Source organism: Streptomyces sp. NBC_01426 (assembly GCF_036231985.1).
Classification (GTDB): Bacteria; Actinomycetota; Actinomycetes; order Streptomycetales; family Streptomycetaceae; genus Streptomyces.
This window is the reverse complement of the sequence record NZ_CP109500.1, coordinates 6807288-6834111: the sequence shown is the minus strand read 5'-3', so window position 1 is coordinate 6834111 and position 26824 is coordinate 6807288. Positions and strand designations below refer to the sequence as shown.

Genomic DNA, 26824 nt, shown 5'->3' with positions numbered 1-26824 from the left:
CGGAACCACCGAATCCCGTAGGGTTTCCGCCGGCCCGTCGGGTCGTCCGCCCATCGCGACGCAGGAGCGCAGCACATGGCACGTCTGGTACATCAGCCACGCGAGGACCAGGAGTTCGACTTCATCCTGGGCATGGCCCCCGGAGCGGTCCTCGGCTACTTCGTCGGCACCTGGCCCAAGGCCGTCGAGGCCTGCCGGGCGATGGACGTGCTGGTCGGCGAGGTGGCGCAGGAGTACGGGACGCGGCTGACCGTCGTGCGGACCGACATCACCCGCTGCCCCGAGGCCACGAAGCGCCACGAGGTCACCGGCGCCCCCACCATCGTCCTCGTGCGGGACGGCCTGGCGGTGGCGAGTCACTCCGGGCCGATGGCGCGCGAGGAGCTCAAGGCCTTCCTGGACGCCCACGTCTGAGCGGCGACGGGGGCGTCCGGGCCCGTTCGGGTGACGTCGGGCGGTCTGGCCGAAAGTGGTATGGGTGAGATAGGTGCCTCAGGCATGTAATGGAGTCCGGCAAGACGGAACCATCGCTCGCGAGGTGCTGCATGTCAGAGACCGTTGCCTTTCCCCAGGACCGAACCTGTCCCTACCACCCGCCGACCGCCTACGAGCCGCTGCGGGCGGGGCGGCCCCTTTCCCGGGTCACCCTCTTCGACGGACGCTCCGTGTGGGTGGTCACCGGACACGCCGAGGCGCGTGCCCTGCTGTCCGATCCCCGACTCTCCTCCGACCGGTTGAACTCGGACTTTCCCGCCCCGACCGAGCGCTTCAAGGGCCTGACGGGGCGTCGCACCGCCCTGCTCGGGGTCGACGACCCGGAGCACAACACCCAGCGCCGGATGTTGATCCCGAGCTTCACCCTGAAGCGGACCGCGGCCCTGCGGCCCGCGATCCAGCAGACCGTGGACCGGCTGATCGACGAGATGACGGCGGCCGGTTCGCAGGCGGAGCTGGTCGGCGCCTTCGCCCTCCCGGTGCCGTCCATGGTGATCTGCGCGCTGCTCGGAGTCCCCTACGAGGACCACGAGTTCTTCGAGGGGCAGTCCCGACGGCTGCTGCGGGGCCCGGGCGTCGCCGATGTCGAGGAGGCCCGCCGGCAACTCGACGGCTATCTGACGGACCTGATCGCCCGCAAGCGCGCCGCCCCCGGCGATGGCCTGTTGGACGAACTCATCGCCCGGAGGCTGGAGACCGGCGAGACGGACGTCGAGGAGCTGGTGGCCCTGGCCGTGATCCTGCTCGTCGCGGGTCACGAGACCACCGCGAACATGATCTCCCTCGGCACGTTCACCCTGCTGCGACACCCCGGGCAACTGGCGGAGCTGCGCGCGGATCCGTCGCTGATCTCGGAGGCGGTGGAGGAGCTGATGCGGTTCCTGTCGATCGCCGACGGCATGCTGCGGGTGGCCACCGAGGACATCGAGGTCGGCGGGGTCACGATCGGCCCCGGAGACGGGGTGATCTTCTCGACCTCGGTCATCAACCGCGACGAGGCGGTGTTCGACCAGCCCGACGACCTGGACTGGCATCGGCCCGCCCGGCACCACCTGGCGTTCGGTTTCGGCATCCACCAGTGCCTGGGGCAGAACCTGGCCCGCGCCGAGATGGAGATCGCGCTGGGCACGCTGTTCCGGCGGCTGCCCGGACTGCGGCTGGCGGCCGATCCGGACCGGATCCCCTTCAAGCCCGGGGACACCATCCAGGGCATGATCGAACTGCCCGTGGCCTGGTGAGCGGCGTGCGGATCTCCATCGACCAGGGTGTCTGCATCGGTGCGGGCCAGTGCGCGCTGACCGCGCCGACGGTGTTCACGCAGGACGACGACGGTTTGAGCGAGGTACTGGCCGGGCGGGAGGACGGCGCCGGCAGCCCGCTCGTCCGGGAGGCCGCACGGGCCTGCCCGGTGTCGGCCATCTCCCTGGAGGACGCCTGAGGCTCCCGGCAGGAACCCGCGGCCCCCGGCCCCACCGACCCCGGCCGGCCCGCGCGCCGGGCAGGGTCGGTGCGTCGGGCGGGGTCGGTGCGCGGCCCGCCGGGGTCGGTCGCTACGTGCGGAGCGCCTCGACGGCCCGGCCCTCCAGCTCCAGGCAGGCGTCCACGTGCTCCGCGCAGGCGTCGAACAGGGCCCGGCGCCCGTCGGCGTCGGAGTGCGGGTCGCAGGCCCGCGCGAGGTCGGCGAGGGCGGACCAGTGCCCGGCGGACTCCCGGAAGAGTTCCGCCGCCTCCGGCCGTCCGACGAGGTCGAGGAAGTCCGCGTAGAGCGGGCGGGTGGCGCCCGGCGCGGTCCACTCCTCCTCCAGGCAGATGTGGAGCCGGGCGGTGCCCGCCGCGAAGGCCTCGGGGGAAGCGCCGAACCGACGCTCCCAGCCCGTCTTCGTGGTCGTGTCGCGCAACTGCGCCGCGAACTTCTCCATGCCGGTGAAGCCGAAGTTGACGTCGAACTGGTTCCCCAGCACCGGGCCGGTCAGGTGGGTGACGGTGGCGGCGATCGCCCCGTCGACGTCCGGCTCCCCCTCCGGCGGGCCGGTGGGCACGATCAGCTGGTGGCGGCCCTTGCGGTGAGCGGTCCAGGCCGCCCCGAACTCCTCGCGGTCGATCCGGTGCGGGGTCTCGGCGCCGTCCTCGATCAACAGGTCGTCACCGTCGTACCCGGCGATGACGACGGTGTACGGGTCGGCGCCGGTCATCTCGGCCTCGGGGTCCGGCTCGTGCCAGGGCAGCGAGGAGCGGTCGACGACGCAGAAGGCGGGCTGCCCTTCGTCGAGCGCGGCGCGGACCCGGCCCCAACGGGGCTTCATCGCCCGGGTGGCGTCGTACGGGACGCCCAGGCGGCCGAGGGCGACCTGTACCCAGGGCTCGGGGTGGGACTGGGCGACGATCGTCGCGATCGGCGTCCGGCCGGCGTACTCGAAGACGAAGTACATGAAGCCGATCCCGCCGGCCAGGCCCGCGACCAGTTCCTCGTCGTGGGCGCTGCCCAGGGCGTGGCGGATCAGGGAGGCCTCGCGGTGGCGTCCGGTGCCGAAGTCTTCGTACACGAGCACAGTCATGCGGTCAGCCTAGCCGCGCGATCACGGGCTCCCGACCGACGACTTCCTGTACAGTTGTCCAGGAAATCAACCAAGGGAGACAGCCGTGCACACGGTCGCTCAGGTCCTCATCGGCGTGGTCGCCGCACTGCACGTGTATTTCCTGGTCCTGGAGATGTTCCTGTGGCAGCGACCGCCCGGCCGGGCCCTGTCGGGGTTCGACGCGGACACCGCCCGCCTCACCGCACCGCTCGCCGCCAACCAGGGGCTCTACAACGGCTTCCTGGCCGCGGGGCTGGTCTGGTCGCTGGTCATCGACTCGCTCGCCACGCAGGTCTTCTTCCTCGTCTGCGTGATCGTCGCGGGTGTCTACGGCGCCGCGACCGCCAACCGCCGGATCCTGTTCGCCCAGGCCCTGCCCGGCGCCCTCGCCCTCGGCGCGGCGCTGTCGGCCGGGTGAACCCCGCGTGAGCACACAGGACTCCGCCCCGGGAACCGGCGCCGAGCCGCCGGGCACGAAGGAACCGCGCGCGCAGGACCCGCGGACCGCACGCACCAGGGCGCGGCTGCGCGAAAGCCTGCTCGCGGCGTGCGCGGACCGGCCGTTGGCCGAGGTGGGCGTCTCGATGGTGGTCCGCCGGGCGGGTGTCGGGCGCGCGACGTTCTACCTGCACTACGAGGACCTCACCGCGCTGGCGGTGGACGCGTGCGCCGACGTGGTGCACGCGGCGGTCGACGCGCTCCACGCCTGGCAGGGAACCTCGGGGGCGCTCCCCCCGGCCAGACCGCCGACGGCCCTGGCCGAGTTCCTCGCGGACGCGGCGGCCCGCGGTCCGCTCTACCGGGCACTGCTTCTCCCGGGGGGCGGCGGCCCGCTGGGCGACCGCCTGCACCGGGAGCTGCGCGCCCGGGCCCGGGCCGAGCGGGAGGCCGTGGGCGCCCCGCGCCCCGACCTCGTCGCGTCCGCGGTGGCCGCGACCTTCACCGGCGTCCTCGCGGACTGGCTGCACGAGCGCATCCCGGACTCCGACCCGGTGGAACTCGCGGAGCGGCTCTGGCCGCTCCTCATGGCCCTGCACCGGGCGGGGTAGGCGGACCGGGCCCGCCTCCGGGTACGCGTGAGCCCCGCCGGAGGAACCGGCGGGGCTCACGCCCGCGGGCGATCGGCCGCGTGAAGCGGTACTAGAGGGTGGTCACCTGCTCCGCCTGCGGACCCTTGGGGCCCTGGGTGACGTCGTACTCGACCTTCGCACCCTCGGCCAGCTCCTTGAAGCCGGTCGTCTGGATGGCGGAGAAGTGCACGAACACGTCGGGGCCGCCGTCGTCCTGCTGGATGAACCCGAACCCCTTCTCGGAGTTGAACCACTTCACGATGCCAGTTGCCATCAGTACTGATCCTTCACAACGTTCCACTCGGGCCGCACGTGCGGCCGTCTCGATAGTGCCCACCCGTCACGGTCGACACACTCCAGGCGCGGCCAACCGGGTCGGCTCGAACTTCTGGCCGAGTTGTCCGTGGCGGGAGTGAGCGGCGCCGGACCGTGCGGTCAGGAGCCGCCGTCACCGGCGGACAACGACACGACCGGTCGCCCCGCGAGGGCGCCCGCGGCGCTCCGCCGGGGTCCGGCGGCCCGGCAGCCCCGGCAGTTCGCGTGCCCGGTGCGCGCGGCCGTGTCGCGGACCCGCCAGTCCCAGTCGGACTCGGGGCGCGGTCCGCTCGGCTTGCCCCAGCCCGCGAGGTGCAGGACCCAGGTGACGAGTCCCGCGACCGCGACCAGGGCGAACCCCAGCCAGATGCCCGGGGTCCACGCGGCGCACAGGCCGGCGCCCGCTCCGGTGGTGCCCAGCAGGGCGAGGGTCGTGCCGGTCCAGCCGGCCACGGTGTGGCCCATGTCTACGTGGCCGTGGGCGCTCATGATTCTCCCGGTGGAAGGGGCGGCAGTACGCTCGGAACAGGATGACTTACCTCACAAAGTAAGCATCTCACGAGCTAAGTTACTTAGATGCTAAGGAGAAATCGGGTGCAGGGCAAGCCCCGCCCCCCGGCCACGGCCGGGGAGGCGATCTCGCGCATGGACCAGTACGTCGCCCTCGGCGTGATCGGTCAGCAGGAGGTGGCGCAGCTCCTCGGGATCAACGTGACCGACCTGACCTGCCTGGGCCACGTCCTGGGCGCCGGGGAGACCCCCCTGTCCGCCGGCGAACTGGCCGAACTGACCAACCTCACCACCGGCGCCGTCACCGGGGTGCTCAACCGCCTGGAACGGGCCGGCTACGCGCACCGGCGACCCGACCCGGGCGACCGGCGCCGCGTCCGGGTGGTGCCCGATCCGTCGGCGGCCGCCCGGATCTTCGCCGTGTACCAGCCCTTCTACGACCGCCTCGGCTCCGTGTTCGCCGAGTACACCCCCGACGAGGTCGCGGTGATCGCGGACTGGTTCGAGCGGGCGGCCGTGGAGGCCCGCGCCCATCTGGCCCAGGTCCGGTCCGGGGAACTGGGCCCGCTCACCCCATAGGACCGACTGGTAAAATGGGCGGGAAACGTGAAGCGCGGGCCCTTCGCCCGGTGCGGACGTGCACGACGAGCCGGGGCCCGTACCGAGGGGTACGGGCCCCGGCTCGTTGTCGTCCGCCCTCACGTTCCCCGCTCGCGTTGTGTTCTCTTCACGGAAGGTTCTGCATGAAGAACCCGTCGGCTCATGGGCGTTTCGGCATCAAGCCCGGCGCCAGGACAGGCAGCAAGTCCGGGGCCAAGGGCTCCGGCAAGGCCCCTCGGACCCTCGGTCCGCAGGGTGAGTTCTCGATGCCCAGGACCGTCAGCCCGGCGCTCCCGCCGGTGACGTCGTTCGCGGAGCTCGACCTGCCTGCCGAGCTGGTGAAGACGATGGCCGACCTGGACGTGCGCGAGCCGTTCCCGATCCAGGCCGCCACCCTCCCCAACTCCCTCGCCGGACGGGACATCCTCGGGCGCGGCCGGACCGGGTCCGGCAAGACCCTGGCCTTCGGTCTGGCGCTGCTGGCGCGCACGGCCGGACAGCGGGCCGACCCGAAGCGGCCGCTGGCACTGATCCTCGTGCCGACGCGCGAGCTGGCCCAGCAGGTGACCGAGGCCCTCGCCCCGTACGCCGAGGCCCTCGCGCTGCGGATGGCCACCGTCGTGGGCGGCCTGTCCATCGGCCGGCAGACGGGCACCCTGCGCACCGGCGCGGAGGTGGTCGTGGCGACCCCCGGACGCCTGAGCGACCTGATCGGGCGAAAGGACGTGCACCTGGAGCGGGTGCGGATCACCGTTCTCGACGAGGCCGACCAGATGTGCGACCTGGGCTTCATGCCGCAGGTCACCGAGCTGCTCGACCAGGTGCACCACGCCGGCCAGCGGATGCTGTTCTCGGCCACCCTGGACCGCAACGTGGACCAGTTGGTGCGCCGCTACCTGAAGGACCCGGTCTCGCACTCGGTGGACCCGCAGTCGGCCTCGGTCGGCACGATGGACCACCACGTGCTGCACATCCACGCGGCCGACAAGGTCGCGGCCGCGACCGAGATCGCGGCGCGGGACGGCCGGGTGCTGATGTTCCTCGACACCAAGCACGGCGTCGACCAGTTCGTGAAGCACCTGCGCGCCATGGGCGTGCGGGCCGAGGGGCTGCACAGCGGGAAGTCCCAACCGCAGCGCACCCGCACGCTCGGACAGTTCAAGGACGGGCTGATCGGCGTGCTGGTCGCGACCAACGTCGCCGCCCGCGGCATCCACATCGACGACCTCGACCTGGTGGTCAACGTGGACCCGCCGGCCGACAGCAAGGACTACCTGCACCGGGGCGGCAGGACGGCCCGCGCGGGCGAGTCCGGCAAGGTCGTCACCCTGGTCACGCCGAACCAGCGGCGGGACATCGTGCGTCTGATGGCCGACGCGAAGATCCGCCCGACCATCACCCAGGTCCGCTCCGGGGAGGCGGCGCTCAGCCGGATCACCGGCGCGAAGGCACCGTCCGGAGTGCCGCTCGCCGGCGCGGCGGCGACCGACGCGAAGGGCCGGCCCAGCGGGACGGACCTCGGTTTCCGGGGCATCGGCACCCGCCCCGGCCGCCCCGGCAAGGGCAAGGAGTCCCGCAAGACCATCGAGGCCAGGCAGCAGGCCGAGGCCCGGCGCGCGGCCCGGGTCCGCAAGGGACTCTGACCCGACGCCGGCTCCCCCTCCGACACGTCACCCCGACCGAGCCGTCGGGCGGGGTGACGCGGGTCAGCTCTCCGGCAGCTTGCGCAAGCGCTGGGCCGCGGCGTTGCGCACCCGACGGGTACGGGCGGCCGAGGCGAGCAGGCCGAGGGCCGCGCGCGAGGTGAGCAGCGCGACGGCGGTCCGCTGGCACCAGTCGGAGGCGCCGGTGAGTTCCTGCGACGACCAGGGCGTATCGACGGTGATCGACCTCAGCAGGTTCCATTCGCGGAGCCTGCGCGCCGGGAAGTCCCGGCCGCTCAGCACGTCCTCCATGGCTCGCGCCCAGGCGGGGAAGCCCTCGGCGTCCAGCAGGTGCGCGGCCCTGCGGTCGAGGTGGGTGACCACCGCGCTCTCCGCCATGACGCGGTCCGCGTCGCTCAGCACCGCGGCCACCGCCCCGGCCTCCGACCGCCCGGCCGCGGCGGCCAGGGAGCCGAGGTGGCGGGTGTACGACCGGTACTCGGGGGCGGACGACTCCTCGATCCGCTGTGCGGGGACGGCTCCCGGCGCCCCCTGGATCTGGTCCTCGGCTCTCCCCATGACGTCCATTCCACACGACACCCGCGCGCTCCCGGTGCCCAGGGTGGCGCCGGCGGCCTGGAGCGGCGGTGGAGTGTCAGCGGGCCGCACGGGCGGCTTCGGGGGCCAGGAGCAGCGCCTCCGCGCCGATCGGACGGTATCCGGCGGCCTGGAAGGCGCGGATGCAGCGGGCGTTCCCGACGGCCTGTGGGGACCAGACGGGCGTCCCGTCCGGGACCAGGTGACGGGCGGCGAGGGTGGAGCGGACCCAGTCCGGATCCTCGTCGGTGAACACCCCGGAGTGGGCGGTGAAGGCGATGACACCCGCGTCGCGACCACTCACCTGCGGGACGACGGTCGTTGCGCCGTCGGGCGGTGGGAAGTGCCCGATGGCCGCCGCGTCGAGTATCTCCGTCAGGCTGGGACCCATGGTCGCGCTCGCTCTCCGGCCCGTCAGACCTGTTGTCAGTGGAAGGACTTGACGGAGATCATGTCAGGGGCCACGCGGGCGGGGCGGGTCGGGGCGCCCGGCGTCGGCCCGTCCGCGCTCCGGTCCCCGCGCCCGGTCAGCGTTCGTGGGCCTCGTGTCCCCCGGCTCCCTGCCCGCCCTCGTGTCCCGGCTCGGGCAGCGGCGCTCCCGTCTCCAGCAGGGTCTTGAGGCTGGAGGCGAGCATCGGCCAGGCCCGGCCGCACATGCCGATGAGGGTGCTGCCCGGTGCGAAGCCCCCGTGGCGGATGGTCAGGCGCGTGAGGGTGTCCCCGACGGGCTCGATCTCGTAGGTGACCTCCGTGCGCGGCTCGCCGGCCAACTCGGCCCGCAGTTCCTCCCCGACGCCGGCGGAGGCGGCCCACTGCGGGGTGAAGGTGTGCCAGGTGTAGGAGAGCCGGCGGTTCGGCACGCAGTCGAGGACCACCTGGGCCGGATCGCTGGTGCGGGCACCTCGCTCGATCCAGTCCATCGTCGAGCCCACCGCCCAGTCGGTCTGGAAGCTCAGGCCCCAGTAGCGGCGGGTCAGGGCGGGCTCGGTGAGGGCCTGCCAGACCCGGTCGGGGTCGGCCTGGATGTAGAGGGTGTAGGTGATCGCGCTGTCGCTCATGTCCCCATGCTGGGGGACCGGGTGCCTTCGGGGGCGGATTTCCCGGACCCGGGGCCGGGCGGTCACCAGCGGATGCCGTCCGGGGGGAGTTCCGTGGGCGGGGTGCGCGGCGGGGCGGGCAGGCACAGGTGGGTGCGGGCGGCGTGCACGGCGGCGAGTTCCTCGTGGCCCGCGGGGCCCCAGTCGCTGAGCTCGCGGACCTGTTCGGGCGTGGCCAGGAGCCGGGCGTACGCCGGGTCCCGGCTCGGGAGCACGGCCGTGAGGCGGGCCGCGCCGCGGGCGTGGACGCCCTGTTCGTCGTACCGGTACCCGATCGGGACGGGCGCCGTGGCGGGTTCGGCCGCCGGGGCCGGCAGGTGGGCCGCGCCGGTGGCCCGGGCGATCAGCAGCAGGACCCGGCCGTCGGGGGCGAACAGCCAACCGGCCCGGTCGCGCACCGGCAGCCCGCCGGGGACGGGGCCGCGGTGCCAGGTTCCGTGCAGCCGGGCCCGACGGGTGCGCAGCACGCTGAGCCGGTCCAGCGCGGTGGGGTTGGTGGGGCGGCCCGCCTCCAGCAGCGCGGGGCCGCCGCCGTTGACGCGGGCGCGCAGGGCGGACAGGGCGCGGCGGGCGTCGCCCGCGTCCATCAGTGCGGGCAGGTCGGCGGGTTCGGCGAACTCGATGCCGGTGATCTCCTGGGCCGGGAGGCGGACGGCCCCGATGCGCTCGGGGCTCCAGGTCCCGCCGTCGTAGACGTGGAGGATCTCGCCGGGGAAGCGCATCTCGGCGGGGAAGCCGGGGGTGTCGGCGGGGATCCAGTCCACGGCGAGCCCCTGCGGATAGCGGCCCTCGACCCCGAGTTCCTCGCGCATCTCGCGGGCGGCCGCGGCCGCCGGTGATTCCCCGGCGTCGACCGCGCCGCCGGGCAGCATTCGGTCGGGACGGTAGTCGACGGTCTGGAGGAGGATTCGTCCGTCGGGGTCGGTGACGAGCACGACGGCCGCGGTCCAGAGCGTGGCGCGCGAGGCCCCGTACTCCGCGGGTGTCATCCAGGTACCCGCGCGCTCGGCGTCATCGGTCAGCTGCGGCATTGGAACTCCGTTCACCGTGGGTGGACCCGCCGGTTGTGCAAACAGCGGGCGCAGCCCCCGGGTTACGACACCCCGACACCCCGGCCTGCCGGATGGCTCGATTCCGTTTTGCTGAATCCATACCTTCTTATGACCTGATTATGTCGATCTTGATAGCTTCCGTCGTGCGGACCGGCCGTGTGAAAGCCGCCGGTCCGACCACTTCACCGGATCGAGGAGAACCAGCCGACATACGACGCGCTTCCCGTACCGACCCCGGAACGGCCGACGGGAAGCGGTGGACCGCACCGGTCGTCGCGGGTGTCGCGGGCGGCGTCGCGGTGCTCGGCTTCGGCGGCCTGTACGTCGCCGGACTGCTCCTGACCGGAAGCGACATCGCCGCGGGCACGAAAGTGCGCGGACCAGGGAGAACGGCTTCGTCGAAGGCATCATGATCAACAACGGGGTGTACGAGAAGGCGGCGGGCGGCCAGGAGGTCAGGCGCGAGACGATGAAGACCTGCTACACGCCGCGCGACGCCGTCAGCTGCGGGGCCTGAGCGGCCACTGCGGCCCCGCTCACCCGTCCGTGTGACGACGGGCGCGGAACGGGGCACGGGTGCGGCAGGGTGGGCGGATGCAGCCGTGCCGGATTCCGCCCCTGCCCCTGGCCCTCGCCGTCCTCGCGCTCGCGCTGACCGCCGGGTGCGTGACGGTGCGGCCGACGGGAAGCACCGGGACGGCGCCCCCGCCGGTGCCCGCCGCGGTCCCCGCTCCCCCGCAACGGGCCGTGGAGGCATGGCCGTTCTGGGCCGCCCCCGCTCCTTCCGCGCCGGCCGCGCCCGCCGCCGCGACAGCGGACGCCGCCCCTTCGCCCCGGCGGGACGGTCCCGGGCGGGCCGCGCCCCCGCGTACGGCCCCCGGGCAGGCGGCCCCGGCGCGCCGCGCGGCGCGGGCGCCTCGGCACGCCGCGCCGGCCCGCCCGGCACACCGGGCCCCCGCCGCCAAGCCCCGCGGGCGGGAGGCCGTACGGCCCGGGGCCCGGCCCGCGCCGGGGCGCTCGTACGACATGGCGCCGCTGTGCGCGGCGGCCAGGGGGACGGTGTCGCCGTCCATCGTGGCCCTGTGCCGCTGATGACAGTGCGGGCGCATAGCCTCGGACGACACGTCGGGCATCGGGGCCGGCGGGCGGACGGCACGGGGAGTGTGGGCATGACCGACTCGGCAGCGGTGGTCGGCGCGTTGCGGGAACTGGCGCGGGAGCGGTCGGGCGAGGTGGAACTCCTCGACGGGTTCACCGACTCCGCACTGGACGCCTGGACGGTCGAGGTCCCCGAGGCGCTGCGGATCGTCCTGCGGGAGATCGGCGGGGTGCGGACCGAGGACACGGAGTTCGTGTTCGGGCCGCGCGGCCGCCAGGTGTTCACCGACGGCCACTGGACCCTGGGAGACCTGGACTACGGCGAGGGCTCGCTGATCGTGGGGGCCGGAACCGGCGACTGGGGTCCGGTGCTGGCGGTGTTCCCGCACCGGGCCGACGACCCGGAGGTCACCGTCGAGGCACCGGAGTTCGTGCGGTGGCTGGCCGGCTTCGCCGGGCGGCTCGCGGAGGACGGCGAGCGACCCGCACCCAAGGCGTTCGTGAAGGCCGTCCCCAGCGTCGCGGTGGCGGAGGGCCCGGACACCGGACTCGCCGCCCTGGTCGGTCGCGGGGACCCGCTCACCGACCTCGTCGACCTGCGGGCCCTGCCCGAGTACCCCTGCGGGGTGGGCTGGGAACCGTACTTCTCCACCCTCCACGGCACCGCCGACACCAGCGGCAGCGACGTGCAGTTCCGGCTGGTGGGCGACGGCCGGGCGTTGCTCCTGCGCAGCGTGGTGAGCGGGGACTTCCTGGGCCGTCCGGTACGCCGGCACGCGTCGCCCGAGGACGCCCCGCACCGCGCGGTCGCGGAACTGCGCGCCCTGGCGGAGGAGTTCCCCTCGTACGTCGCGCTCGAAGCGGGCAGCGCGGACTCCGTCATGGACGGCTGGTCGGTGCCCGTCCCCGAGGACGTCCGGGTCGTGCTCCGCGAGATCGGCTCGGTGGCCGTCACGGGCCTGCCCACGCTGTGGCTGCGGCCGGGCGTCGCCGAGCTCGACGTGGACCCCGAACTGCACCGGATGCTGGACGGCGACGGGACGTACTGGCCGCTGGCCGGGGTGCGGTACGGGCGGGGCAGCGCCCTCGTCCAGATCCGGATCGACGCCGGGGCCGGGCAGTGGGGGTACGCGGTCTCCGTGCCCGCCGATCCGGCCGTGCTCCGGAAGTACCCCGAGGTCAAACTCCTCGCGGAATCACCCGCCGACCTGCTGCTGGACCTCGTGCGGCGGGTGCGCCGGGCCGCCGCCGGGCCGGACTTCGCGGCGCGGATCGCCGGCGTGACGCAGTGGCTGTTCCCCAACACCGGCGAACCGTGGCCGCGTCCGACCCCGGTCTCATCGTGGGCGGGCTCGACGGATCCGCTGCTCGCGGCGGCCGTGGCGGAGCTGCCGGACGGGGCGTACGCCGCCGACCTGCGGGAGGTTCCGCTGCCGAGCGACCTGTGCTTCCACCGGGTCCGCGAGTGGCCGTACACGGCCCGGCTGGACCGGCTGCACTTCCCGGCGGGCGGACGACTGGCGGCGGCGGTACCGGTCTCGGGTTGACCCGTACCGGGCGTCGCGGCACCCCGCCGGCGGCGCGTCATCCGACTGGCTCCGGCCCGGCTTCCGGGCCGGAGCCGGTCGGGTTCGGTTTCATGGGCGGGCGGGCCCGCACGGGGCCCCTGAACCCAGGGAGCGGGCATGGCCAGGATCGCCCTGTTCGGCGCGACCGGCACCATCGGCGGCCGGGTGCTGCACGAGGCACTCGGGCGCGGTCACCAGGTCACCGCGGTCGTACGGGACCCGGAGCGGCTCCCCGACCCGGACGGCGCGGCGGTGACGCGCGGCGACGTCCTCGACCCGTCGTCGGTGGCCGAGGCGGCCGAGGGCCACGACGTGGTGGTGAGTGCCTTCGGGCCGGGTTCCGGGGACCCGGGCACCATCGTGGCCGCCGCGAAGTCCCTGATCGGCGGCGTACAGACGCTGGGCGGCGACGCATCGTCCCGGCCCCGGCTGGTCACGGTCGGCGGGGCGGGCTCGTTGCGCACCGACGGCGGCCGGCAGGTCTGGGACCAGGAGGACGTCCCGGAGCCGGTCCTGGCGGTCATGCGCGCCCATGGCGAAGCCCTCGACTTCCTGCTCACCGTGCCGGTGGAGGAGGTCCACTGGACCAGCCTCAGTCCGGCCGCGCTGATCGCGCCGGGCGAGCGCACGGGGACGTACCGGTTGGGGCTCGACGACCTGATCGTGGACGCCGAGGGGCTGAGCCGGATCTCCACGGAGGACTACGCCGTCGCCCTCGTGGACGAGATCGAGCGGGACGCGCACGCGGGGCGCCGGTTCACGATCGGGTACTGAGCGCGGGCACGGGCCGGAGTTCCGCCGGAGAGCCCGGGCACGGGTGCCCAGCGCGGGTTCGGTTTCGGGCGCGGGCGGGGGTTCGGGCGCGGGTGCGGGTTCCGCCGCCGGGCCCGGGCTCGGGTGCGGGCGTTCGGCTGCCGGGCGCGGGCGGCGGCGCGCGGCCCGGTCAGTCGACGCGGCGCCCGGGGGGCCGGTCGTCCTCGGCGTCGGCCTCGGCGCCGTCGGCTCCCGGGGGCCGTGCGTCGTCGGCGTAGAGCGCGGTGAGTTCGGCGCCGGTCCGGGCGAGCGTCCGCCGCACCTCGGGCGGTTCCAGTACCTCCACGTGTCCGCCGAGTCCGGCCAGGCTCGCGGCGATGGCCCGGTGCGCCGGGCCGTCGACCCACACCTCGGTCCAGCCGTCGGGCAGCGGCTCGCCGACCCGCAGTCGGCCGCCGAGCAGTCGGCCGAGGAGGGGCAGGACGGACGGTTCGACGCGAGCCCGGGCCGTGACCGCGTACATCCCGCCCTCGATCGTCTCGGCGAGCGCGCGCCACGCCGTGGCCAGGTCGAAGTCGGGCGGTCGGACGACCGGCTCGCCCGTCGGCTCGACGGAGACGACCCGGCTCAGCCGGAAGGTGCGCAGGCCCCGTTCCGTACCGGCCACCAGGTACTCCGCTCCCGCCTTGGAGACGAGCCCGAGCGGCTCGACCTCGCGCACCCCCGCCGGTTTGCCGACTCCCTCGTACCCGAGGCGGACCCGGATCCCGTCCACGACGGCGGCCTGGAGCGCGGTGCGGTGCGTGGTGTCCGTCGTGGCGGGGTTGCGGGACCAGTCGGTGGTGTCCGTGACGCCGGCACGCGAGGCGGCCTCGGCGTCCGCACGCAGCGTGGCGGGCAGGGCCCGCACCAACTTGCGGAGCATGGTGCGGAGTTCGGGGGTGACGGCGAGGGGCCCGGTGGCGAGGAACAGGGCCCGGGTCTCGTCGGCGGTGAGTCCGGTGAGGTTGGTGCGGGCTCCGCCCACCAGTGACCAGCCGCCGCCGCGGCCGCGCTGCGAGTAGACGGGCACGCCGGACGCGGCCAGCGCCTCCAGGTCACGACGGGCGGTGCGCTCGGAGGTCTCCAGCTCCGCGGCCACTTCGGAGACGGTGACGCGACCGCGCTCTTGGAGGAACAGCAGGATCGCCACCAGACGGTCGGCTTTCATGGGGTCATTGTGCTCCAGAAACAGGCCACAAGATGGCCACTTTGGCGATCAGGATGGCGTGCATGACCACACACACCACCTCGTTCGAGCAGACCCCTTCCACCGACGCCGCCGCGACCACCGCCGCCGCAAGCGACGCACTCGACCCGCGCGACGACCTCGCGACGGCCATCGCACTCGCCGGCCGCGCCCTCGCGGCCGTCCGCCCCGACCAGTACGACGCCCCGACCCCCTGCGAGGACTTCGACGTCCGGCGGCTGTCGAGCCACCTCGTCGCCGTCCTGCGCCGGATCGCGGTGATCGGGCGCGGCGAGGACCCCTTCAGCGTGCCGTCCTTCGCCGACGAACTGTCCGACGGGGCGTGGGCGCGGGCCTGGGAGTCCGCCGCTCGCGAGGCGGCCGACGTCTGGGCCGACCCGGCGATCCTGGGGCGCGAACTCCGGCTTCCCGTGGGCCGGTTGCCGGGAGCGGCCGGCGCGCTCATGTACAGCCACGAGCTGACCGTCCACACCTGGGACCTGGCGCGTGCGACCGGGCAGCGACCGGTGTGGGACGAGTCCCTGGTGGAACGCGCGCTCGCGCTCGTGCGGCGGGTCCTGCCGGCCGAGGCACGCGGCGGGCCGATCCCCTTCGGGCCGGTCACGGACGTGGACGCCGACGCTCCCGCGATCGACCGGCTCGTGGCGTGGGCGGGCCGCCGCCCCTGAGCGGGCGGCTCCGGAGCCCCCGAGTCGGGCCCGCGGTGCGGGGCGTCGAGCACCCCGCCGGTGCGGGCGGCGCCGCGTTCACCTGGGGAAATCGGGTGGATCCGGTCGCCTCCGGCTCTCTACAGTGGCGGGGCACCACGTCGTCGAGCAGGAGCGGATCATGCGCACGCACTACCCCCGTACGGCGCATCTTCCCTGGTCTCCCGGGGCGAGCGCGGACGATGTCCGCAGCTCCGGGCTCGCGGCACTGGCCGGACGCGAGGTGGTGGTCACCGAGAAGCTCGACGGGGAGAACACCACCCTGTACGCGGACGGCTCGCACGCGCGTTCGCTCGACTCGGGGCACCATCCGTCGCGGGCCTGGGTGAAGGCGCTGCAAGGGCGGATCGGGACCGGGATCCCGGCGGGTTGGCGGGTGTGCGGCGAGAACCTGTACGCCCGGCACTCCCTCGCCTACGAGGACCTGGACAGTTGGTTCTACGGCTTCTCCGTGTGGGACGGCGATTCCTGCCTGGGCTGGGACCGCACCGTGCGGTTCCTGCACGGGATCGGCGTACCGAGCCCGCGGGTCCTGTGGCGCGGGGTCTTCGACGAGCGGGCGCTGCGCGGGCTGCGGCTCGACACGAACCGCCAGGAGGGCTACGTCGTCCGCACGGTGGACGGTTTCACCCGCGCCGACTTCGGGCGGTACGTCGCGAAGTGGGTCCGCGTGGGGCACGTGCGGACCGACACCCACTGGATGTACGCGCAGGTCGTGCCGAACGGGCTCGGGCCGCGGGCCCCGTTGTGGGCGGTCCGGTCGGGTTCCGAGCCGGACGTCGCGGCGCTGCTGGACGCGGTCGGGGCGGGACCGGCGGCGCACGCCGAACCCCCCGTGACCTCCGTCGACCCCTCGGGGACGTCCGCCGCTTCGACAGGGGAGGTCGTCGCGGAGGTGACCGCCCGCCTGGACGGGGCCGGGCGCACCGGCGAGGCACGACTGACCGGGGTACTGGCGGCCGCACTGCGCGGTGAGCGGCGGGCGGCCCTCGGGGCACGGCTCGCGGCCGGGCCGCTCGGGATGGCGACGGCCCGGCGGGTCGCGGACCTGGTCGGGCTGTACCCGGCGCTGCGACGGCCGTTCCCGGACGAGGAGCGGCGGGCCGGGCTGGTCCGACTCGCCGCGGCGGCCGACCTGGGGGTGCTGCACGCGCTGGCCGGGGCCGCGGCGGACGGGGCCACCCGGGAGTGCGTCGAGTGGTCCGCGCTGTACGCCGAGGAGGCGGGGCTGCTCGGACCGGACCCCCTGGGGGCGCTGCGGTCGGGGCTGCGGGACGGCGTGGCCGGCGTGGACCCGGACGCGGCGGACCGCTGCTGGGCCGAGGCGCGGGAGGCGTTCGCGCGGGGGAAGGCACACACCGCCGAGGAGGCGGTGGCGGCGACCTGGCGATGGCGCGACGGGGCGTTCCCCCGACTGGTCCAGCTGTGCGGGCCCTCGGGCAGCGGCAAGAGCACCTTCGCCGGGTCGCTGCCCGGTGTGAGCGCGTACGTGAGCCTCGACGAGCTGCGGGCCGCCCGGGGTTCGCGCGGCGACCAGAAAGACAACGCGGACGTGCTCCGCGAGGGCCTCGACCGGTTGAGCCTGGCCCTGGCCGCCGCCACGCGCACCGGTGGCACGGTGGTGTGGGACGCGACCTCCCTCAACGAGCAACAGCGCGGCCTGGCGGGCGCCGTCGCGCGCCGCCGGGACGCGTTGGTCACCCACGCGGTCGCCTGGGTCGAGGAGGCGGAGCTGGTCCGGCGCAACACGGTCCGACCGCATCCCGTGCCGGCCGCGGTGCTGGAATCACAGCTGCGGCGGTTCGCCCCGCCGTATCCGGGCCGGGCACACCGGACCTGGTACATCGGCGCGGGCGGCACGGTCGAGGACACGGCCGGTACCGTCACGGAACGGGACGGGGACCTCTGATGCGTACCAGCGAGCAGCTCTACCACCAGGTCCGCTGGGACCCGCGGTTCGATCCGGCGCGGTTCACGCTCGGGCTGCGCCGGCGCGGGGCCGCCCCGAAGCGGGTGCCCCTGCCGACGTTCGTGCCGGGCGGCGACATCCCCTGGCACCGGGTCCTGTTCGTCGAGGCGGACGGCGAGTTGGTGTGGGACCGGGCCACCGGCCTGGACGTCATCGACGACACGCGCGCCGGTCGGATCGAGGAACCGCGGCTGCTGGACGCGCCGTTCTTCACCGCGCGGATCCCTCACGCTTGGGACCCGGCGGGCGAGGGCGCCTGGCGGCCGGCCGCACCGGCCCCCGACGCCCCGCCCGTGGACACGGTCCGGCTGGTCACGTGGAACACGCTGTGGGACCGGTACGACGCCCCCCTCATCTCCACCGCGCTGCGCAGGCCGATGCTCCTGGCCGACCTGGCCCGGGCCGACGCCGACGTGATCGCGCTCCAGGAGGTCGAGCCGGCGCTCCTGACGATGCTGCTCGCGCAGCCGTGGGTGCGGGAGCGGTACACGGTGGGCGCCGACCCGCGCGGCCGGGACGTCGCCGAATGCGGGCTGTTGATCCTGAGCAGGCTGCCGGTGCGGGAGGCGGGCCTGCACGAGCTGCGCCCGCACAAGGCCGTGATCGCCGTGACGGTGGACACCGCGGCCGGACCGCTGGTGGTCGCCAACACCCACCTGACCAGCGACCACAGCGAACACGGCGCCGACCGGCGGACGGGAGAACTGGCCTCCCTGACACACGGCCTGGGCTCCGTCGACGCCGCGATCGCCCTCGTCGGCGACTTCAACGACGGCCGGACCGGGGCCGAGGGCCCGGCGGCCGCGCTGGGACTCCGGGACGCCTGGACCGAGGTGCACGGGGCGACGGACGACACGCCGACCTTCGATCCGGCGGTGAACCCGCTGGCGGCGGTGGGCTCGCTCTCGGGACGGTCCGCGCGACTGGACCGGATCCTGCTGCGGTCGCCGGGCGTGGTGCGCTCGGCGGCGCTGCGGGGCGATGTCCCCGGCCCGGACGGGCTGTTCGTCTCGGACCACTTCGGGGTGGAGGCGACGCTGGGGTTCGGGGCGCCGGACGAGGGGCCGGCGCGTCTGGACGTGGCGGCGACGGCGCGCACGGCGGTGGCCTGGCTTCCGCCGGCCGACCCGGCCGTGGACGCCCTTCGACGCGCCCACGATCCCGGGGTCGACCGGTGGCCGGCGCACGTGAACCTGCTCTTCGGATTCGTTCCGGAGTCGGCGTTCGAGGCGGCGCTGCCGCTGTTGGCGCAGGTCGCGGCGGAGACGGCCCCGTTCCCGGCCCGCCTGGAGGGCGTACACGACTTCGGGCACCGGGAGGACGCCACGCTGTGGCTGGACCCGGCCGCCGACGGCGCGGCGCCCTGGCAGGAGCTTCGACGGGCACTGGTGGCACGGTTCCCGGGCTGCCGGGGCCGCGCCGAGGGCTACACCCCGCACCTGACGCTGGGACGCGGCGGCGATCCGCAGCGGGCGGCGGCGGAGTTCGGCGCCCGGCTCGGCGGCGGGACGCGCCGGGCACGGGTCGGCTCGCTCGCCGTGCTGTCGCGGCGCGGGGACGGACCGATGCAGGTCCGGGCGACGGTGGAGCTGGGGACGGGCGAGGTCAGGTGGGTACCGGAGACCGCCCCGTCGGCCGACCCGTCGGCGCGGTCGTCGGCCGACCGGGGCGGTCCGGATCCCGGGCCGGTCCTCGCCCGGATCACGGGGGCGTTGGGCGAGGGCGTGGTGCACGTGGCGGGGTCCCGACGGATGGGCTGCCCGTTGCCGGACGCGGACCTGGACCTGGTGGCGGCCTTGGCGGGCGAGACCCACATCGAGGAGGTACGGGACCGGGTGGCGGCGGCGCTGCCGGCGGCCGAGCGGCTGCGGTCGGTACCGGGGGCCCGGGTGCCGGGGCTGCGGTTCCGGGTGGCCGGGCTGGACGTGGACCTGGTGGTGGTCTCCACCGGCGCCATGGATCCGGCGCGGGCCGTGGCCGGACGGGCGGAGCTGGGCGAGGCGGCGCGGATCGCGCTGAGCGCGGTCGGCGACGCCGACGCGGTACGGGACTTCGTGGGTCCGGAGCACGATGCCTTCGCGGTGCTGGCCCGTGAGGTGAAGGCCTGGGCGCGGGCGCGGGGCCTGGATTCGGCGCCCTTCGGCGGGCTGCCGGGCCTGGCCTGGTCGGTGCTGGCCGCGCGGACGGTGCGCGAGGCGTCGGACCTGGCTCCCGCCGCGCTGTTGCGCACGTTCTTCGGGACCTGGGCGGCCTGGGACTGGCGCGAGCCGGTGTCCCTGGGGACGACGGGACCGGCGGCGGAGCAGCGGGCGGAGCAGGGGTCCGGGGCGGGGCTCCCGTCCGCGCGGGGGCACGGCCCGGGCGGGAGCGACCGTGACCCCGTCACGGTGCTCACCCCGTCCGATCCGGTGCGCAGTTGCACGACGCAGGTGGGGCCGGGCACGCGTGACCTGTTGGTCCGGGAGCTGTACACGGCCTGGGAGGCGTTGGAGGCGGGAGCGGACGGCCCGCTCGCCGCGGCCGGACCGCCACCGCACCGACGGCACGCCGCCTTTGCGGTGGTCACCGTACGGGGCGACGCCGGGGAGTTCGAGGACCGGCTGGGCCGCGTGCGCGGCCGGTTGCGTGCGTTGCTCGGCGCGCTGGAGGAGGCCGGTGTCGGGGACGCCCACGCCTGGCCCCGCCCGTTCGCCTCGGGTGACGCCTCGGCCCGCTACGCGATCGGACTCGGGGCGAACCCGCCGGCCGCGGCCGACCTGTCCCCGCTCGTCGCGCGCTGGACGGCGGGCCTGCCGGGAGTCACGGTCGAGCGGGTGGACGGCGGAGCGGTTCCGACCCTGACCTGAGCCCCGACGCCCGCGGCGGCCCCCGGCGCAATGGTCGCGGCGGCCCCCGACACGACGGTCAGGCCGACCCCCGGCGCGCCGGCCGGAGCGGCCCCGGAGACGACAAGTTACGAACGCACGGGCATGAACACCTTCCTGCCGGCCCCACTGTCCGAACGCGGTCGGTCGACCACCCCGCCCCGCCCTCCCCGTGCGGCGGGCTCGGCGGGCAGTGCGGAACGGAGCGGTCAGGAGCCTCAGTAGAGTGCGGGCGGCTTTTTTCGTCAACACTTTTCACAAGGATTGAAGAAACTCCAAGTTCACAGGCCTGAAGCGCAATTGACACTCCGTTTGATCTTCAGTTCATGAACGCTCAACCCCTTGACGCCCCCGGCGCCGGGCAGTTCACTCACGCTTCGATCCCCCCGGATCCTTGACGTCAGGAGTGCCCCGCATGCCCCTGCTCCACGATCGCCCGCCGAGACTCACCGTCGCGGCCCTCGCCGCGGCCCTGGTCGCGGCCCTCCTCGTGCTGCTCCCCGGCGCCACCGCGAGCGCGGCGCCCACGCTGCTCTCCCAGGGCAGGCCCGCCACCGCCTCCACCGTGGAGGGCGGCGGCACCCCGGCCTCCGCGGCCGTGGACGGCGACACCAACACCCGTTGGTCCAGCCAGTTCGCCGACCCGCAGTGGATACAGGTCGACCTGGGCGCGCCGGCGCAGATCAGCCAGGTCGTGCTGCGCTGGGAGGCCGCGTACGCCAAGGCGTACCGGGTCGAACTGTCCACCGACGGGACCAACTGGTCCACCGCCTACTCCACCGCGGCCTCCGCCGGCGGGGTCCAGACCCACGACGTCACCGGCACCGCCCGCTACGTCCGGGTGTACGGCACCCAGCGCGCCACCGGATACGGCTACTCGCTCTGGGAGTTCCAGGTGTACGGCACGGGCGGTACCGGTCCGACGCTCCCGGGCGGGGGCGACCTCGGCCCCAACGTGATCGTCTTCGACCCGTCCACGCCGAACATCCAGGCCAGGCTCGACCAGGTCTTCGCGCAGCAGGAGTCGGCCCAGTTCGGCTCCGGCCGCTACCAGTTCCTGTTCAAGCCGGGCACGTACAACGGCCTGAACGCCCAGATCGGCTTCTACACCTCGATCTCGGGTCTCGGCCTCAGCCCGGACGACACCACCATCAACGGGGACGTCACCGTCGACGCCGGCTGGTTCGGCGGCAACGCCACGCAGAACTTCTGGCGTTCGGCGGAGAACCTCGCACTGAACCCGGTCAACGGCACCGACCGCTGGGCCGTGTCCCAAGCCGCACCGTTCCGCCGAATGCACGTCAAGGGCGGACTCAACCTGGCCCCCAACGGCTACGGTTGGGCCTCCGGCGGGTACATCGCCGACTCCAAGGTCGACGGCCAGGTCGGCAACTACTCGCAGCAGCAGTGGTACACCCGCGACAGCTCCATCGGCGGCTGGTCCAACTCCGTCTGGAACCAGGTGTTCTCCGGCACCCAGGGCGCGCCGGCGCAGAGCTTCCCCGAGCCGCGCTACACCACGCTGGACACCACCCCCGTCTCGCGGGAGAAGCCCTTCCTGTACCTCGACGGCAACGAGTACAAGGTGTTCGCCCCGGCGAAGCGGGTCAACGCCCGCGGCACCTCCTGGGGCAACGGGACCCCGCAGGGCACCTCGATCCCGCTGAGCCGGTTCTACGTGGTCAAGCCGGGTGCGAGCGCCGCCACGATCAACCAGGCGCTGACCCAGGGCCTGCACCTGCTCTTCACCCCGGGCGTCTACCACGTGAACCAGACCATCCAGGTGAACCGCCCCGACACGGTCGTCCTGGGCCTGGGCCTCGCCACGATCATCCCGGACAACGGGGTGACCGCCATGAAGGTCGCCGACGTGGACGGCGTCAAGCTCGCGGGCTTCCTGATCGACGCGGGTCAGGTCAACTCCCCCACCCTGCTGGAGGTCGGTCCGGCCGGCGCGAGCACGGACCACGCGGCGAACCCGACGACCGTCCAGGACGTGTTCATCCGCGTCGGCGGCGCCGGTGCGGGCAAGGCCACCGCCGGCATGGTGATCAACAACCACGACACCATCGTCGACCACACGTGGATCTGGCGGGCCGACCACGGCGACGGGGTGGGCTGGGAGACCAACCGCTCCGACTACGGCTTCCGTGTGAACGGTGACGACGTCCTGGCGACCGGGCTGTTCGTCGAGCACTTCAACAAGTACGACGTGGAGTGGAACGGCGAGCGCGGCCGGACGATCTTCTTCCAGAACGAGAAGGCGTACGACGCCCCGAACCAGGCCGCGATCCAGAACGGTTCGATCAAGGGCTACGCCGCCTACAAGGTGGCCGACTCGGTCAACACCCACGAGGGCTGGGGCCTGGGCAGCTACTGCTACTACAACGTGGATCCGACGATCCGTCAGGACCACGGATTCCAGGCGCCGGTGAAGCCCGGCGTCCGGTTCCACGACCTGCTCGTCGTCTCGCTGGGCGGCAACGGCCAGTACGAGCACGTCATCAACAACACCGGCGCCCCCACCTCGGGGACGTCGACCACCCCCTCCACCGTGGTCTCGTTCCCCTGATCCACCCCTGACCCCCGCAGGACGCGGGGCGGCCCGGCGGCCGCCCCGCGTTTTCCGGGCCGTGCGAGAGAGCGCTCTCCCACCCACCCCGAAGGAGCCGCACGATGAGAATCCGCTCGCGGACCCTGTCCGCACTCCTGGTCTCGGCGGCGTTCGCCGTGACCGCCGCAGCCGGCCTCGGCGCCTCCGCGCTGACCGCCCAGGCGACCCCGGACTCCGGCGCCGGCGCGCACGCGGGCATGAACCACGCCGCGGTCGCCCCGCTCGCCACCGGCGACGACCCCGACGGCGACGGCTACATCCCGGCCGTTCCGCAGGTCACCGGTGTCACCCCGTCCGACCGGGAGCCGGCCCCGCGCTACTTCCACGAGTTCCAGGCGAACTGCGCGGTCACCCGGACCGCCCCGGACGACCCGATCGTCTTCGCGGGCCGGCCGGGCGCCTCCCACGACCACACCTTCATGGGCAACACCACCACGAACGCGTTCAGCACCACCTCCTCGCTGAGCGCGGGCGGCACGGCGTGCAACGCGGTCGGCGACCTGTCGGGCTACTGGATGCCGACGCTGTACAACGGAAACCAGGCCGTGCTGCCCACCGGACCCCAGGTGATCTACTACAAGGCCGGGGTCACCGACTACACGAGCGTGCGTCCCTTCCCCAAGGGCCTGCGGTTCCTCGTCGGCAGTCCGACCCAGACCGCGGCCGAGTTCCGCGCGCACAAGGGCTGGGTCGAGGGTTGGGAGTGCGGCGACAGCTTCAAGAACGTCGAGTTCCCCGCGAACTGCCCGGCCGGCACCCAGCTCAACATCCGCTTCCAAGCGCCGAGTTGCTGGGACGGCAAGTACCTCGACACGCCCGACCACAAGGCCCACATGGCGTATCCGACGGTGAAGGCCGGCACCAACAACAACGTCTGCCCGGCCGATCACCCGGTGGCGCTGCCCATGGTCGAGTTCAAGATGGCCTTCCCCGTCAGCGGGAACATGTCGCAGGTCAGGCTCTCCAGCGGGGCCGGCCACACGTTCCACTACGACTTCTTCAACGCGTGGGACGACCGGACCCTGAACGCCCTCGTCGAGCACTGCGTCAAGGGCGGCCTCCAGTGCAACGCCCGTGGCTACGACGAGACACACCCCGAGGCGGGCGCCGTCCTCGGCCCCGACTACCGGCTCCCGTAGGGCGCGTCCTCGCGTCCCCTCCCCGCTCCCCCCACTCCCAAGGAGGCTCAGGCATGCACTCCCGCATGCGCGCCCTCACCGCGGCCGCCCTGCTCGCGGGCGCCGTCACCGCACTCCCCGCGGCCCCGGCGCAGGCAGCCGGCAGCGTGGTCAAGGTGACCGGCTCCCAGGGCAACTGGCAGCTCAGCGTGAACGGTTCGCCGTACCTCGTCAAAGGCGTCACCTGGGGTCCGTCCCCGGCCGACGCCGCCCGACTCCTGCCCGACGTGAAATCGCTGGGCGCCAACACCGTCCGCACCTGGGGCACGGACGCGAGCAGCCGCCCGCTGTTCGACGCGGCCGCGAACAACGGCATCAAGGTGGTCGCCGGGTTCTGGCTCCAGCCGGGCGGCGGCCCGGGCAGCGGCGGCTGCACGAACTACGTCACGGACACCGGCTACAAGAACACCATGCTCGCCGAGTTCTCGCGCTGGGTGGAGACCTATCGCGACCACCCGGCCGTGCTGATGTGGAACGTCGGCAACGAGTCCGTGCTCGGCCTGCAGAACTGCTACTCCGGAACCGAGTTGGAGAACCAGCGCAACGCCTACACCACCTTCGTCAACGACGTCGCGAAGGCCATCCACCGGATCGACGCCAACCACCCCGTCACCTCCACGGACGCGTGGGTGGGAGCGTGGACGTACTACAAGCGCAACTCCCCCGACCTGGACCTGTACTCGGTCAACTCCTACAAGGAGGTCTGCGGGGTCCGGCAGGCGTGGGAGCAGGGTGGGTACACCAAGCCCTACCTGATCACCGAAACCGGTCCGGCCGGTGAGTGGGAGGTGCCGAACGACGCGAACGGCGTACCGCTGGAGCCGGGCGACAAGGCCAAGGCGGACGGTTACACCGGTGCGTGGAACTGCGTCACGGGCCACCGGGGGGTGGCGCTGGGCGCGACGGTCTTCCACTACGGCACCGAGTACGACTTCGGCGGGCACTGGTTCAACCTGACCCCCGCCGGGGAGCGCCGGCACATGTACTACGCCGTCAAGCGGGCCTACGGCGGCAACACGGCGGGCGACGACCTGCCGCCCACCGTGGCCGTGCCGTCGGTGGCGGACCCGGGGGCGGTCCCCGCGGGCAAGGAGGTGACGGTCCAGGCCCCGGCGACCGACCCGGAGGGCGATCCGCTCGCGTACGAGGTGCTGTGGGGCGGCAAGTACGTGGACGGCGGCGGCGGGCTGGTCTCGGCGCCGTCCACGCACCTGGGCAACGGCACCCTCAAGGTCACGGCGCCCGCCAAGACCGGTGTGTGGAAGCTGTACGTCAAGGCGAAGGACGGGCGGGGCAACGTGGGCGTCGAACAGCGCTCGGTCCGCGTGGTGCCGCCGCCGGTGGCCGGCACGGACGTGGCACGGGGCCGGCCGACCACCGCCTCCACCTATCAGAACGACGGGTACGGCGGCTGCCCCTGCGCCCCGCAGTTGGCGACGGACGGGCGCGACGACACCCGGTGGGCGACGACCTGGGCCGATCAGCAGTGGCTCCAGGTGGATCTGGGGTCGGTGAAGCAGCTGAGGCACGCGCAGCTGGTGTGGGAGAGCGCGTACGGGAAGGCGTACACCGTCAAGGTGTCGGACGACGGCCAGAACTGGCGGACGGCGTACGCCACTTCGTCCGGTGACGGCGGGATCGACGACTTCGACATCGCCGCGTCGGGCCGTTACGTCCGGCTGGAGCTGACCCAGCGGGGCACGGGGTACGGCTACTCCCTCTTCCACTTCGGCGTCTATGCCTGATCGGCAGACCTGACCCTGCCGCAGGTGCCGCGCGCCGTCCGGTCGACCACCGGGCGGCGCGCGGTCATGTCCGCGGCAGGCGGCTCGGAGGCCGTCAGACCTCCAGGATGATCTTCCCGGCGGTGTGTCCGTCCTGGCTGAGCTCGAAGGCGGCGGCCAGCTCGGAGAGCGGGAAGGTCTTGGCGACGGTGACGCCGAGCCGTCCGCTGTCGGCGAGCCCGCCCAGGGCGGCGAGGTCGTCGCCGACGGGGCGCACCCACATCCACTGGCCGTCGGCGCCGAGCACGTCGGGGTCGGCGATGGAGGCGTGCCGGCCCCCGGGGGCGAGGACGGCCTTGGTGACGTCGAGGACGCCGCCCACGAAGTCGGCGACGACGCTCACCCCGTCCGGGGCCAGTTCGCGGACCCGTTCGGTGAGGCCGTCCCCGTAGGCGACGGGTTCGCAGCCCAGCTCGCGGAGCCGGTCGTGGTTGCGCGGGGAGGCCGTGCCGATGACGCGGGCGCCGAGGGCGCGGGCGATCTGGACGCCGAGGGAGCCGACGCCGCCGGCCGCGCCGTGGATGAGGACGGTGTCGTCCTGGCCGGTGTCGAGACGGGTGAGCAGTTGGTAGGCGGTGAGGCCGGCCAGCGGCAGTCCGGCCGCCTCCTGCCAGCTGAGCGAGACGGGCTTCGGCGCGAGGGCCCGTACCGGCACGGTGACGAACTCGGCGAACGTGCCGCCGTGCACGTAGTCCTTGCGGGCGTAGGCGATGACCTCATCGCCCGCGGTGAACTCGGGGGTGTCGATGCCGACGTACTCGACCGTCCCGGCCACGTCCCAGCCGGGGATCACGGGGTACACGACGTCCATGAGGCCGTCGAGGCCACCCGCCATGATCTTCCAGTCGACCGGGTTGACCGAGGCGCACCTGACCCGGACGAGGACCTCGCCGGGCCCGACCTTGGGGACCGGCAGCCGGGTCTCGGTGAGCACCTCCGTCCCGCCGTACGTCTCGTACACCATCGCCCGCATGGTGCCCTCGTCCTCGACGTTCAACGACATGCGTCTCACCTTTCCGCGAGCGGCTGGAATCATCTGTTCCGCATCCCATCACGAAAAGCCGTGCCCGCCCCGGGAAGCGGGG

Annotated in this window: 25 protein-coding genes; 16 read left to right on the top strand and 9 right to left on the bottom strand. The window is 73.8% G+C overall.

Annotation, left to right across the window (positions count from 1 at the left end; all coding sequences use genetic code 11):
* The first annotated feature begins 75 nt into the window (after positions 1-75).
* The 3 genes from OG906_RS30495 to OG906_RS30485 all read left to right on the top strand — a co-directional run bounded on the left by OG906_RS30495 (position 76) and on the right by OG906_RS30485 (position 1933).
* Positions 76-414 (top strand): thioredoxin family protein, encoded by a 339-nt coding sequence (locus OG906_RS30495; protein WP_329447295.1) that lies wholly within the window; start codon positions 76-78, stop codon positions 412-414.
* Between the two features lie 131 nt (positions 415-545).
* Positions 546-1733, top strand: a complete 1188-nt coding sequence (locus OG906_RS30490) for a cytochrome P450 (RefSeq protein ID WP_329447294.1) — start codon at positions 546-548, stop codon at positions 1731-1733.
* A gap of 5 nt (positions 1734-1738) precedes the next feature.
* Complete coding sequence (locus tag OG906_RS30485; protein WP_329447293.1) at positions 1739-1933, top strand: ferredoxin; 195 nt, start codon at positions 1739-1741, stop codon at positions 1931-1933.
* A gap of 112 nt (positions 1934-2045) precedes the next feature.
* Here OG906_RS30485 and OG906_RS30480 read toward each other — a convergent pair whose 3' ends face one another.
* A complete protein-coding gene (locus OG906_RS30480; RefSeq protein ID WP_329447292.1) occupies positions 2046-3050 on the bottom strand; it encodes a BtrH N-terminal domain-containing protein in 1005 nt (334 codons plus the stop codon).
* An 85-nt stretch (positions 3051-3135) separates the two neighbouring features.
* Between OG906_RS30480 and OG906_RS30475 the strand changes: the two genes are divergently transcribed.
* Positions 3136-3489, top strand: a complete 354-nt coding sequence (locus tag OG906_RS30475; protein WP_267796484.1) for a DUF1304 domain-containing protein — start codon at positions 3136-3138, stop codon at positions 3487-3489.
* Positions 3490-3595: 106 nt separating this feature from the next.
* Positions 3596-4120, top strand: a complete 525-nt coding sequence (locus OG906_RS30470) for a TetR/AcrR family transcriptional regulator (protein ID WP_329448180.1) — start codon at positions 3596-3598, stop codon at positions 4118-4120.
* A 91-nt stretch (positions 4121-4211) separates the two neighbouring features.
* Here OG906_RS30470 and OG906_RS30465 read toward each other — a convergent pair whose 3' ends face one another.
* Both OG906_RS30465 and OG906_RS30460 read right to left on the bottom strand, forming a co-directional pair.
* Positions 4212-4415, bottom strand: coding sequence for a cold-shock protein (locus tag OG906_RS30465; protein WP_053682110.1), 204 nt, complete (start codon positions 4413-4415; stop codon positions 4212-4214).
* A 161-nt stretch (positions 4416-4576) separates the two neighbouring features.
* Positions 4577-4945 (bottom strand): HGxxPAAW family protein, encoded by a 369-nt coding sequence (locus OG906_RS30460; RefSeq protein ID WP_329447291.1) that lies wholly within the window; start codon positions 4943-4945, stop codon positions 4577-4579.
* 105 nt (positions 4946-5050) lie between these two features.
* Between OG906_RS30460 and OG906_RS30455 the strand changes: the two genes are divergently transcribed.
* A complete protein-coding gene (locus OG906_RS30455) occupies positions 5051-5545 on the top strand; it encodes a MarR family transcriptional regulator (protein WP_329447290.1) in 495 nt (164 codons plus the stop codon).
* 164 nt (positions 5546-5709) lie between these two features.
* Positions 5710-7209, top strand: coding sequence for a DEAD/DEAH box helicase (locus OG906_RS30450; protein ID WP_392894576.1), 1500 nt, complete (start codon positions 5710-5712; stop codon positions 7207-7209).
* Between the two features lie 63 nt (positions 7210-7272).
* On the opposite strand, the gene OG906_RS30445 is transcribed toward OG906_RS30450, so the two are convergent.
* The 4 genes from OG906_RS30445 to OG906_RS30430 all read right to left on the bottom strand — a co-directional run bounded on the left by OG906_RS30445 (position 7273) and on the right by OG906_RS30430 (position 9934).
* Positions 7273-7788, bottom strand: coding sequence for a hypothetical protein (locus OG906_RS30445; protein WP_329447289.1), 516 nt, complete (start codon positions 7786-7788; stop codon positions 7273-7275).
* Positions 7789-7864: 76 nt separating this feature from the next.
* The gene (locus OG906_RS30440; RefSeq protein WP_329447288.1) at positions 7865-8197 is read right to left on the bottom strand and encodes a hypothetical protein; all 333 of its coding nucleotides are present in this window, start codon (positions 8195-8197) and stop codon (positions 7865-7867) included.
* Between the two features lie 136 nt (positions 8198-8333).
* A complete protein-coding gene (locus tag OG906_RS30435) occupies positions 8334-8864 on the bottom strand; it encodes an SRPBCC family protein (protein WP_267796479.1) in 531 nt (176 codons plus the stop codon).
* 62 nt (positions 8865-8926) lie between these two features.
* Positions 8927-9934 (bottom strand): NUDIX hydrolase, encoded by a 1008-nt coding sequence (locus OG906_RS30430; protein WP_329447287.1) that lies wholly within the window; start codon positions 9932-9934, stop codon positions 8927-8929.
* A 615-nt stretch (positions 9935-10549) separates the two neighbouring features.
* Here OG906_RS30430 and OG906_RS30425 point away from each other — a divergent pair.
* The 3 genes from OG906_RS30425 to OG906_RS30415 all read left to right on the top strand — a co-directional run bounded on the left by OG906_RS30425 (position 10550) and on the right by OG906_RS30415 (position 13395).
* Positions 10550-11047, top strand: coding sequence for a hypothetical protein (locus tag OG906_RS30425; protein WP_329447286.1), 498 nt, complete (start codon positions 10550-10552; stop codon positions 11045-11047).
* A gap of 77 nt (positions 11048-11124) precedes the next feature.
* Positions 11125-12600 carry a hypothetical protein gene (locus OG906_RS30420; protein ID WP_329447285.1) on the top strand — a complete coding sequence of 492 codons (1476 nt, stop codon included), beginning with the start codon at positions 11125-11127 and terminating at the stop codon, positions 12598-12600.
* A gap of 138 nt (positions 12601-12738) precedes the next feature.
* Positions 12739-13395 (top strand): NAD(P)-dependent oxidoreductase, encoded by a 657-nt coding sequence (locus tag OG906_RS30415; protein WP_329447284.1) that lies wholly within the window; start codon positions 12739-12741, stop codon positions 13393-13395.
* A gap of 169 nt (positions 13396-13564) precedes the next feature.
* Here the strand turns inward: OG906_RS30415 and OG906_RS30410 are convergent, their stop codons facing one another.
* On the bottom strand, positions 13565-14584 hold the full coding sequence (locus OG906_RS30410) for a helix-turn-helix transcriptional regulator (protein ID WP_329447283.1): 1020 nt from the start codon (positions 14582-14584) through the stop codon (positions 13565-13567).
* A gap of 62 nt (positions 14585-14646) precedes the next feature.
* Here OG906_RS30410 and OG906_RS30405 point away from each other — a divergent pair, with 62 nt between their 5' ends.
* The 6 genes from OG906_RS30405 (at position 14647) to OG906_RS30380 (ending at position 25700) form a co-directional block, all read left to right on the top strand.
* A complete protein-coding gene (locus OG906_RS30405; RefSeq protein ID WP_329447282.1) occupies positions 14647-15291 on the top strand; it encodes a TIGR03086 family metal-binding protein in 645 nt (214 codons plus the stop codon).
* 160 nt (positions 15292-15451) lie between these two features.
* Complete coding sequence (locus OG906_RS30400; RefSeq protein WP_329447281.1) at positions 15452-17239, top strand: RNA ligase family protein; 1788 nt, start codon at positions 15452-15454, stop codon at positions 17237-17239.
* The gene (locus tag OG906_RS30395; protein ID WP_329447280.1) at positions 17239-20145 is read left to right on the top strand and encodes a poly(A) polymerase; all 2907 of its coding nucleotides are present in this window, start codon (positions 17239-17241) and stop codon (positions 20143-20145) included. The genes OG906_RS30400 and OG906_RS30395 overlap by 1 nt, the downstream gene beginning before the upstream one ends.
* A 433-nt stretch (positions 20146-20578) precedes the next feature.
* Complete coding sequence (locus OG906_RS30390) at positions 20579-22735, top strand: discoidin domain-containing protein (RefSeq protein ID WP_329447279.1); 2157 nt, start codon at positions 20579-20581, stop codon at positions 22733-22735.
* 104 nt (positions 22736-22839) lie between these two features.
* Positions 22840-23916, top strand: a complete 1077-nt coding sequence (locus tag OG906_RS30385) for a DUF1996 domain-containing protein (RefSeq protein ID WP_267826932.1) — start codon at positions 22840-22842, stop codon at positions 23914-23916.
* A 53-nt stretch (positions 23917-23969) separates the two neighbouring features.
* On the top strand, positions 23970-25700 hold the full coding sequence (locus tag OG906_RS30380; protein ID WP_329447278.1) for a discoidin domain-containing protein: 1731 nt from the start codon (positions 23970-23972) through the stop codon (positions 25698-25700).
* A gap of 94 nt (positions 25701-25794) precedes the next feature.
* Here OG906_RS30380 and OG906_RS30375 read toward each other — a convergent pair whose 3' ends face one another.
* Positions 25795-26712 (bottom strand): NADP-dependent oxidoreductase, encoded by a 918-nt coding sequence (locus tag OG906_RS30375; RefSeq protein WP_329448178.1) that lies wholly within the window; start codon positions 26710-26712, stop codon positions 25795-25797.
* Positions 26713-26824: the final 112 nt, after the last annotated feature.

What these genes read in the sequence shown, in the direction of transcription:
- OG906_RS30495 (WP_329447295.1), top strand. Translation starts at nt 76, where the DNA reads ATGGCACGTCTGGTACATCAGCCACGCGAGGACCAGGAGTTCGACTTC.
- OG906_RS30490 (WP_329447294.1), top strand. Translation starts at nt 546, where the DNA reads ATGTCAGAGACCGTTGCCTTTCCCCAGGACCGAACCTGTCCCTACCAC.
- OG906_RS30480 (WP_329447292.1), bottom strand. Translation starts at nt 3,050, where the DNA reads ATGACTGTGCTCGTGTACGAAGACTTCGGCACCGGACGCCACCGCGAG.
- OG906_RS30465 (WP_053682110.1), bottom strand. Translation starts at nt 4,415, where the DNA reads ATGGCAACTGGCATCGTGAAGTGGTTCAACTCCGAGAAGGGGTTCGGG.
- OG906_RS30460 (WP_329447291.1), bottom strand. Translation starts at nt 4,945, where the DNA reads ATGAGCGCCCACGGCCACGTAGACATGGGCCACACCGTGGCCGGCTGG.
- OG906_RS30450 (WP_392894576.1), top strand. Translation starts at nt 5,710, where the DNA reads ATGAAGAACCCGTCGGCTCATGGGCGTTTCGGCATCAAGCCCGGCGCC.
- OG906_RS30445 (WP_329447289.1), bottom strand. Translation starts at nt 7,788, where the DNA reads ATGGGGAGAGCCGAGGACCAGATCCAGGGGGCGCCGGGAGCCGTCCCC.
- OG906_RS30440 (WP_329447288.1), bottom strand. Translation starts at nt 8,197, where the DNA reads ATGGGTCCCAGCCTGACGGAGATACTCGACGCGGCGGCCATCGGGCAC.
- OG906_RS30435 (WP_267796479.1), bottom strand. Translation starts at nt 8,864, where the DNA reads ATGAGCGACAGCGCGATCACCTACACCCTCTACATCCAGGCCGACCCC.
- OG906_RS30430 (WP_329447287.1), bottom strand. Translation starts at nt 9,934, where the DNA reads ATGCCGCAGCTGACCGATGACGCCGAGCGCGCGGGTACCTGGATGACA.
- OG906_RS30425 (WP_329447286.1), top strand. Translation starts at nt 10,550, where the DNA reads ATGCAGCCGTGCCGGATTCCGCCCCTGCCCCTGGCCCTCGCCGTCCTC.
- OG906_RS30420 (WP_329447285.1), top strand. Translation starts at nt 11,125, where the DNA reads ATGACCGACTCGGCAGCGGTGGTCGGCGCGTTGCGGGAACTGGCGCGG.
- OG906_RS30415 (WP_329447284.1), top strand. Translation starts at nt 12,739, where the DNA reads ATGGCCAGGATCGCCCTGTTCGGCGCGACCGGCACCATCGGCGGCCGG.
- OG906_RS30410 (WP_329447283.1), bottom strand. Translation starts at nt 14,584, where the DNA reads ATGAAAGCCGACCGTCTGGTGGCGATCCTGCTGTTCCTCCAAGAGCGC.
- OG906_RS30405 (WP_329447282.1), top strand. Translation starts at nt 14,647, where the DNA reads ATGACCACACACACCACCTCGTTCGAGCAGACCCCTTCCACCGACGCC.
- OG906_RS30400 (WP_329447281.1), top strand. Translation starts at nt 15,452, where the DNA reads ATGCGCACGCACTACCCCCGTACGGCGCATCTTCCCTGGTCTCCCGGG.
- OG906_RS30395 (WP_329447280.1), top strand. Translation starts at nt 17,239, where the DNA reads ATGCGTACCAGCGAGCAGCTCTACCACCAGGTCCGCTGGGACCCGCGG.
- OG906_RS30390 (WP_329447279.1), top strand. Translation starts at nt 20,579, where the DNA reads ATGCCCCTGCTCCACGATCGCCCGCCGAGACTCACCGTCGCGGCCCTC.
- OG906_RS30385 (WP_267826932.1), top strand. Translation starts at nt 22,840, where the DNA reads ATGAGAATCCGCTCGCGGACCCTGTCCGCACTCCTGGTCTCGGCGGCG.
- OG906_RS30380 (WP_329447278.1), top strand. Translation starts at nt 23,970, where the DNA reads ATGCACTCCCGCATGCGCGCCCTCACCGCGGCCGCCCTGCTCGCGGGC.
- OG906_RS30375 (WP_329448178.1), bottom strand. Translation starts at nt 26,712, where the DNA reads ATGCGGGCGATGGTGTACGAGACGTACGGCGGGACGGAGGTGCTCACC.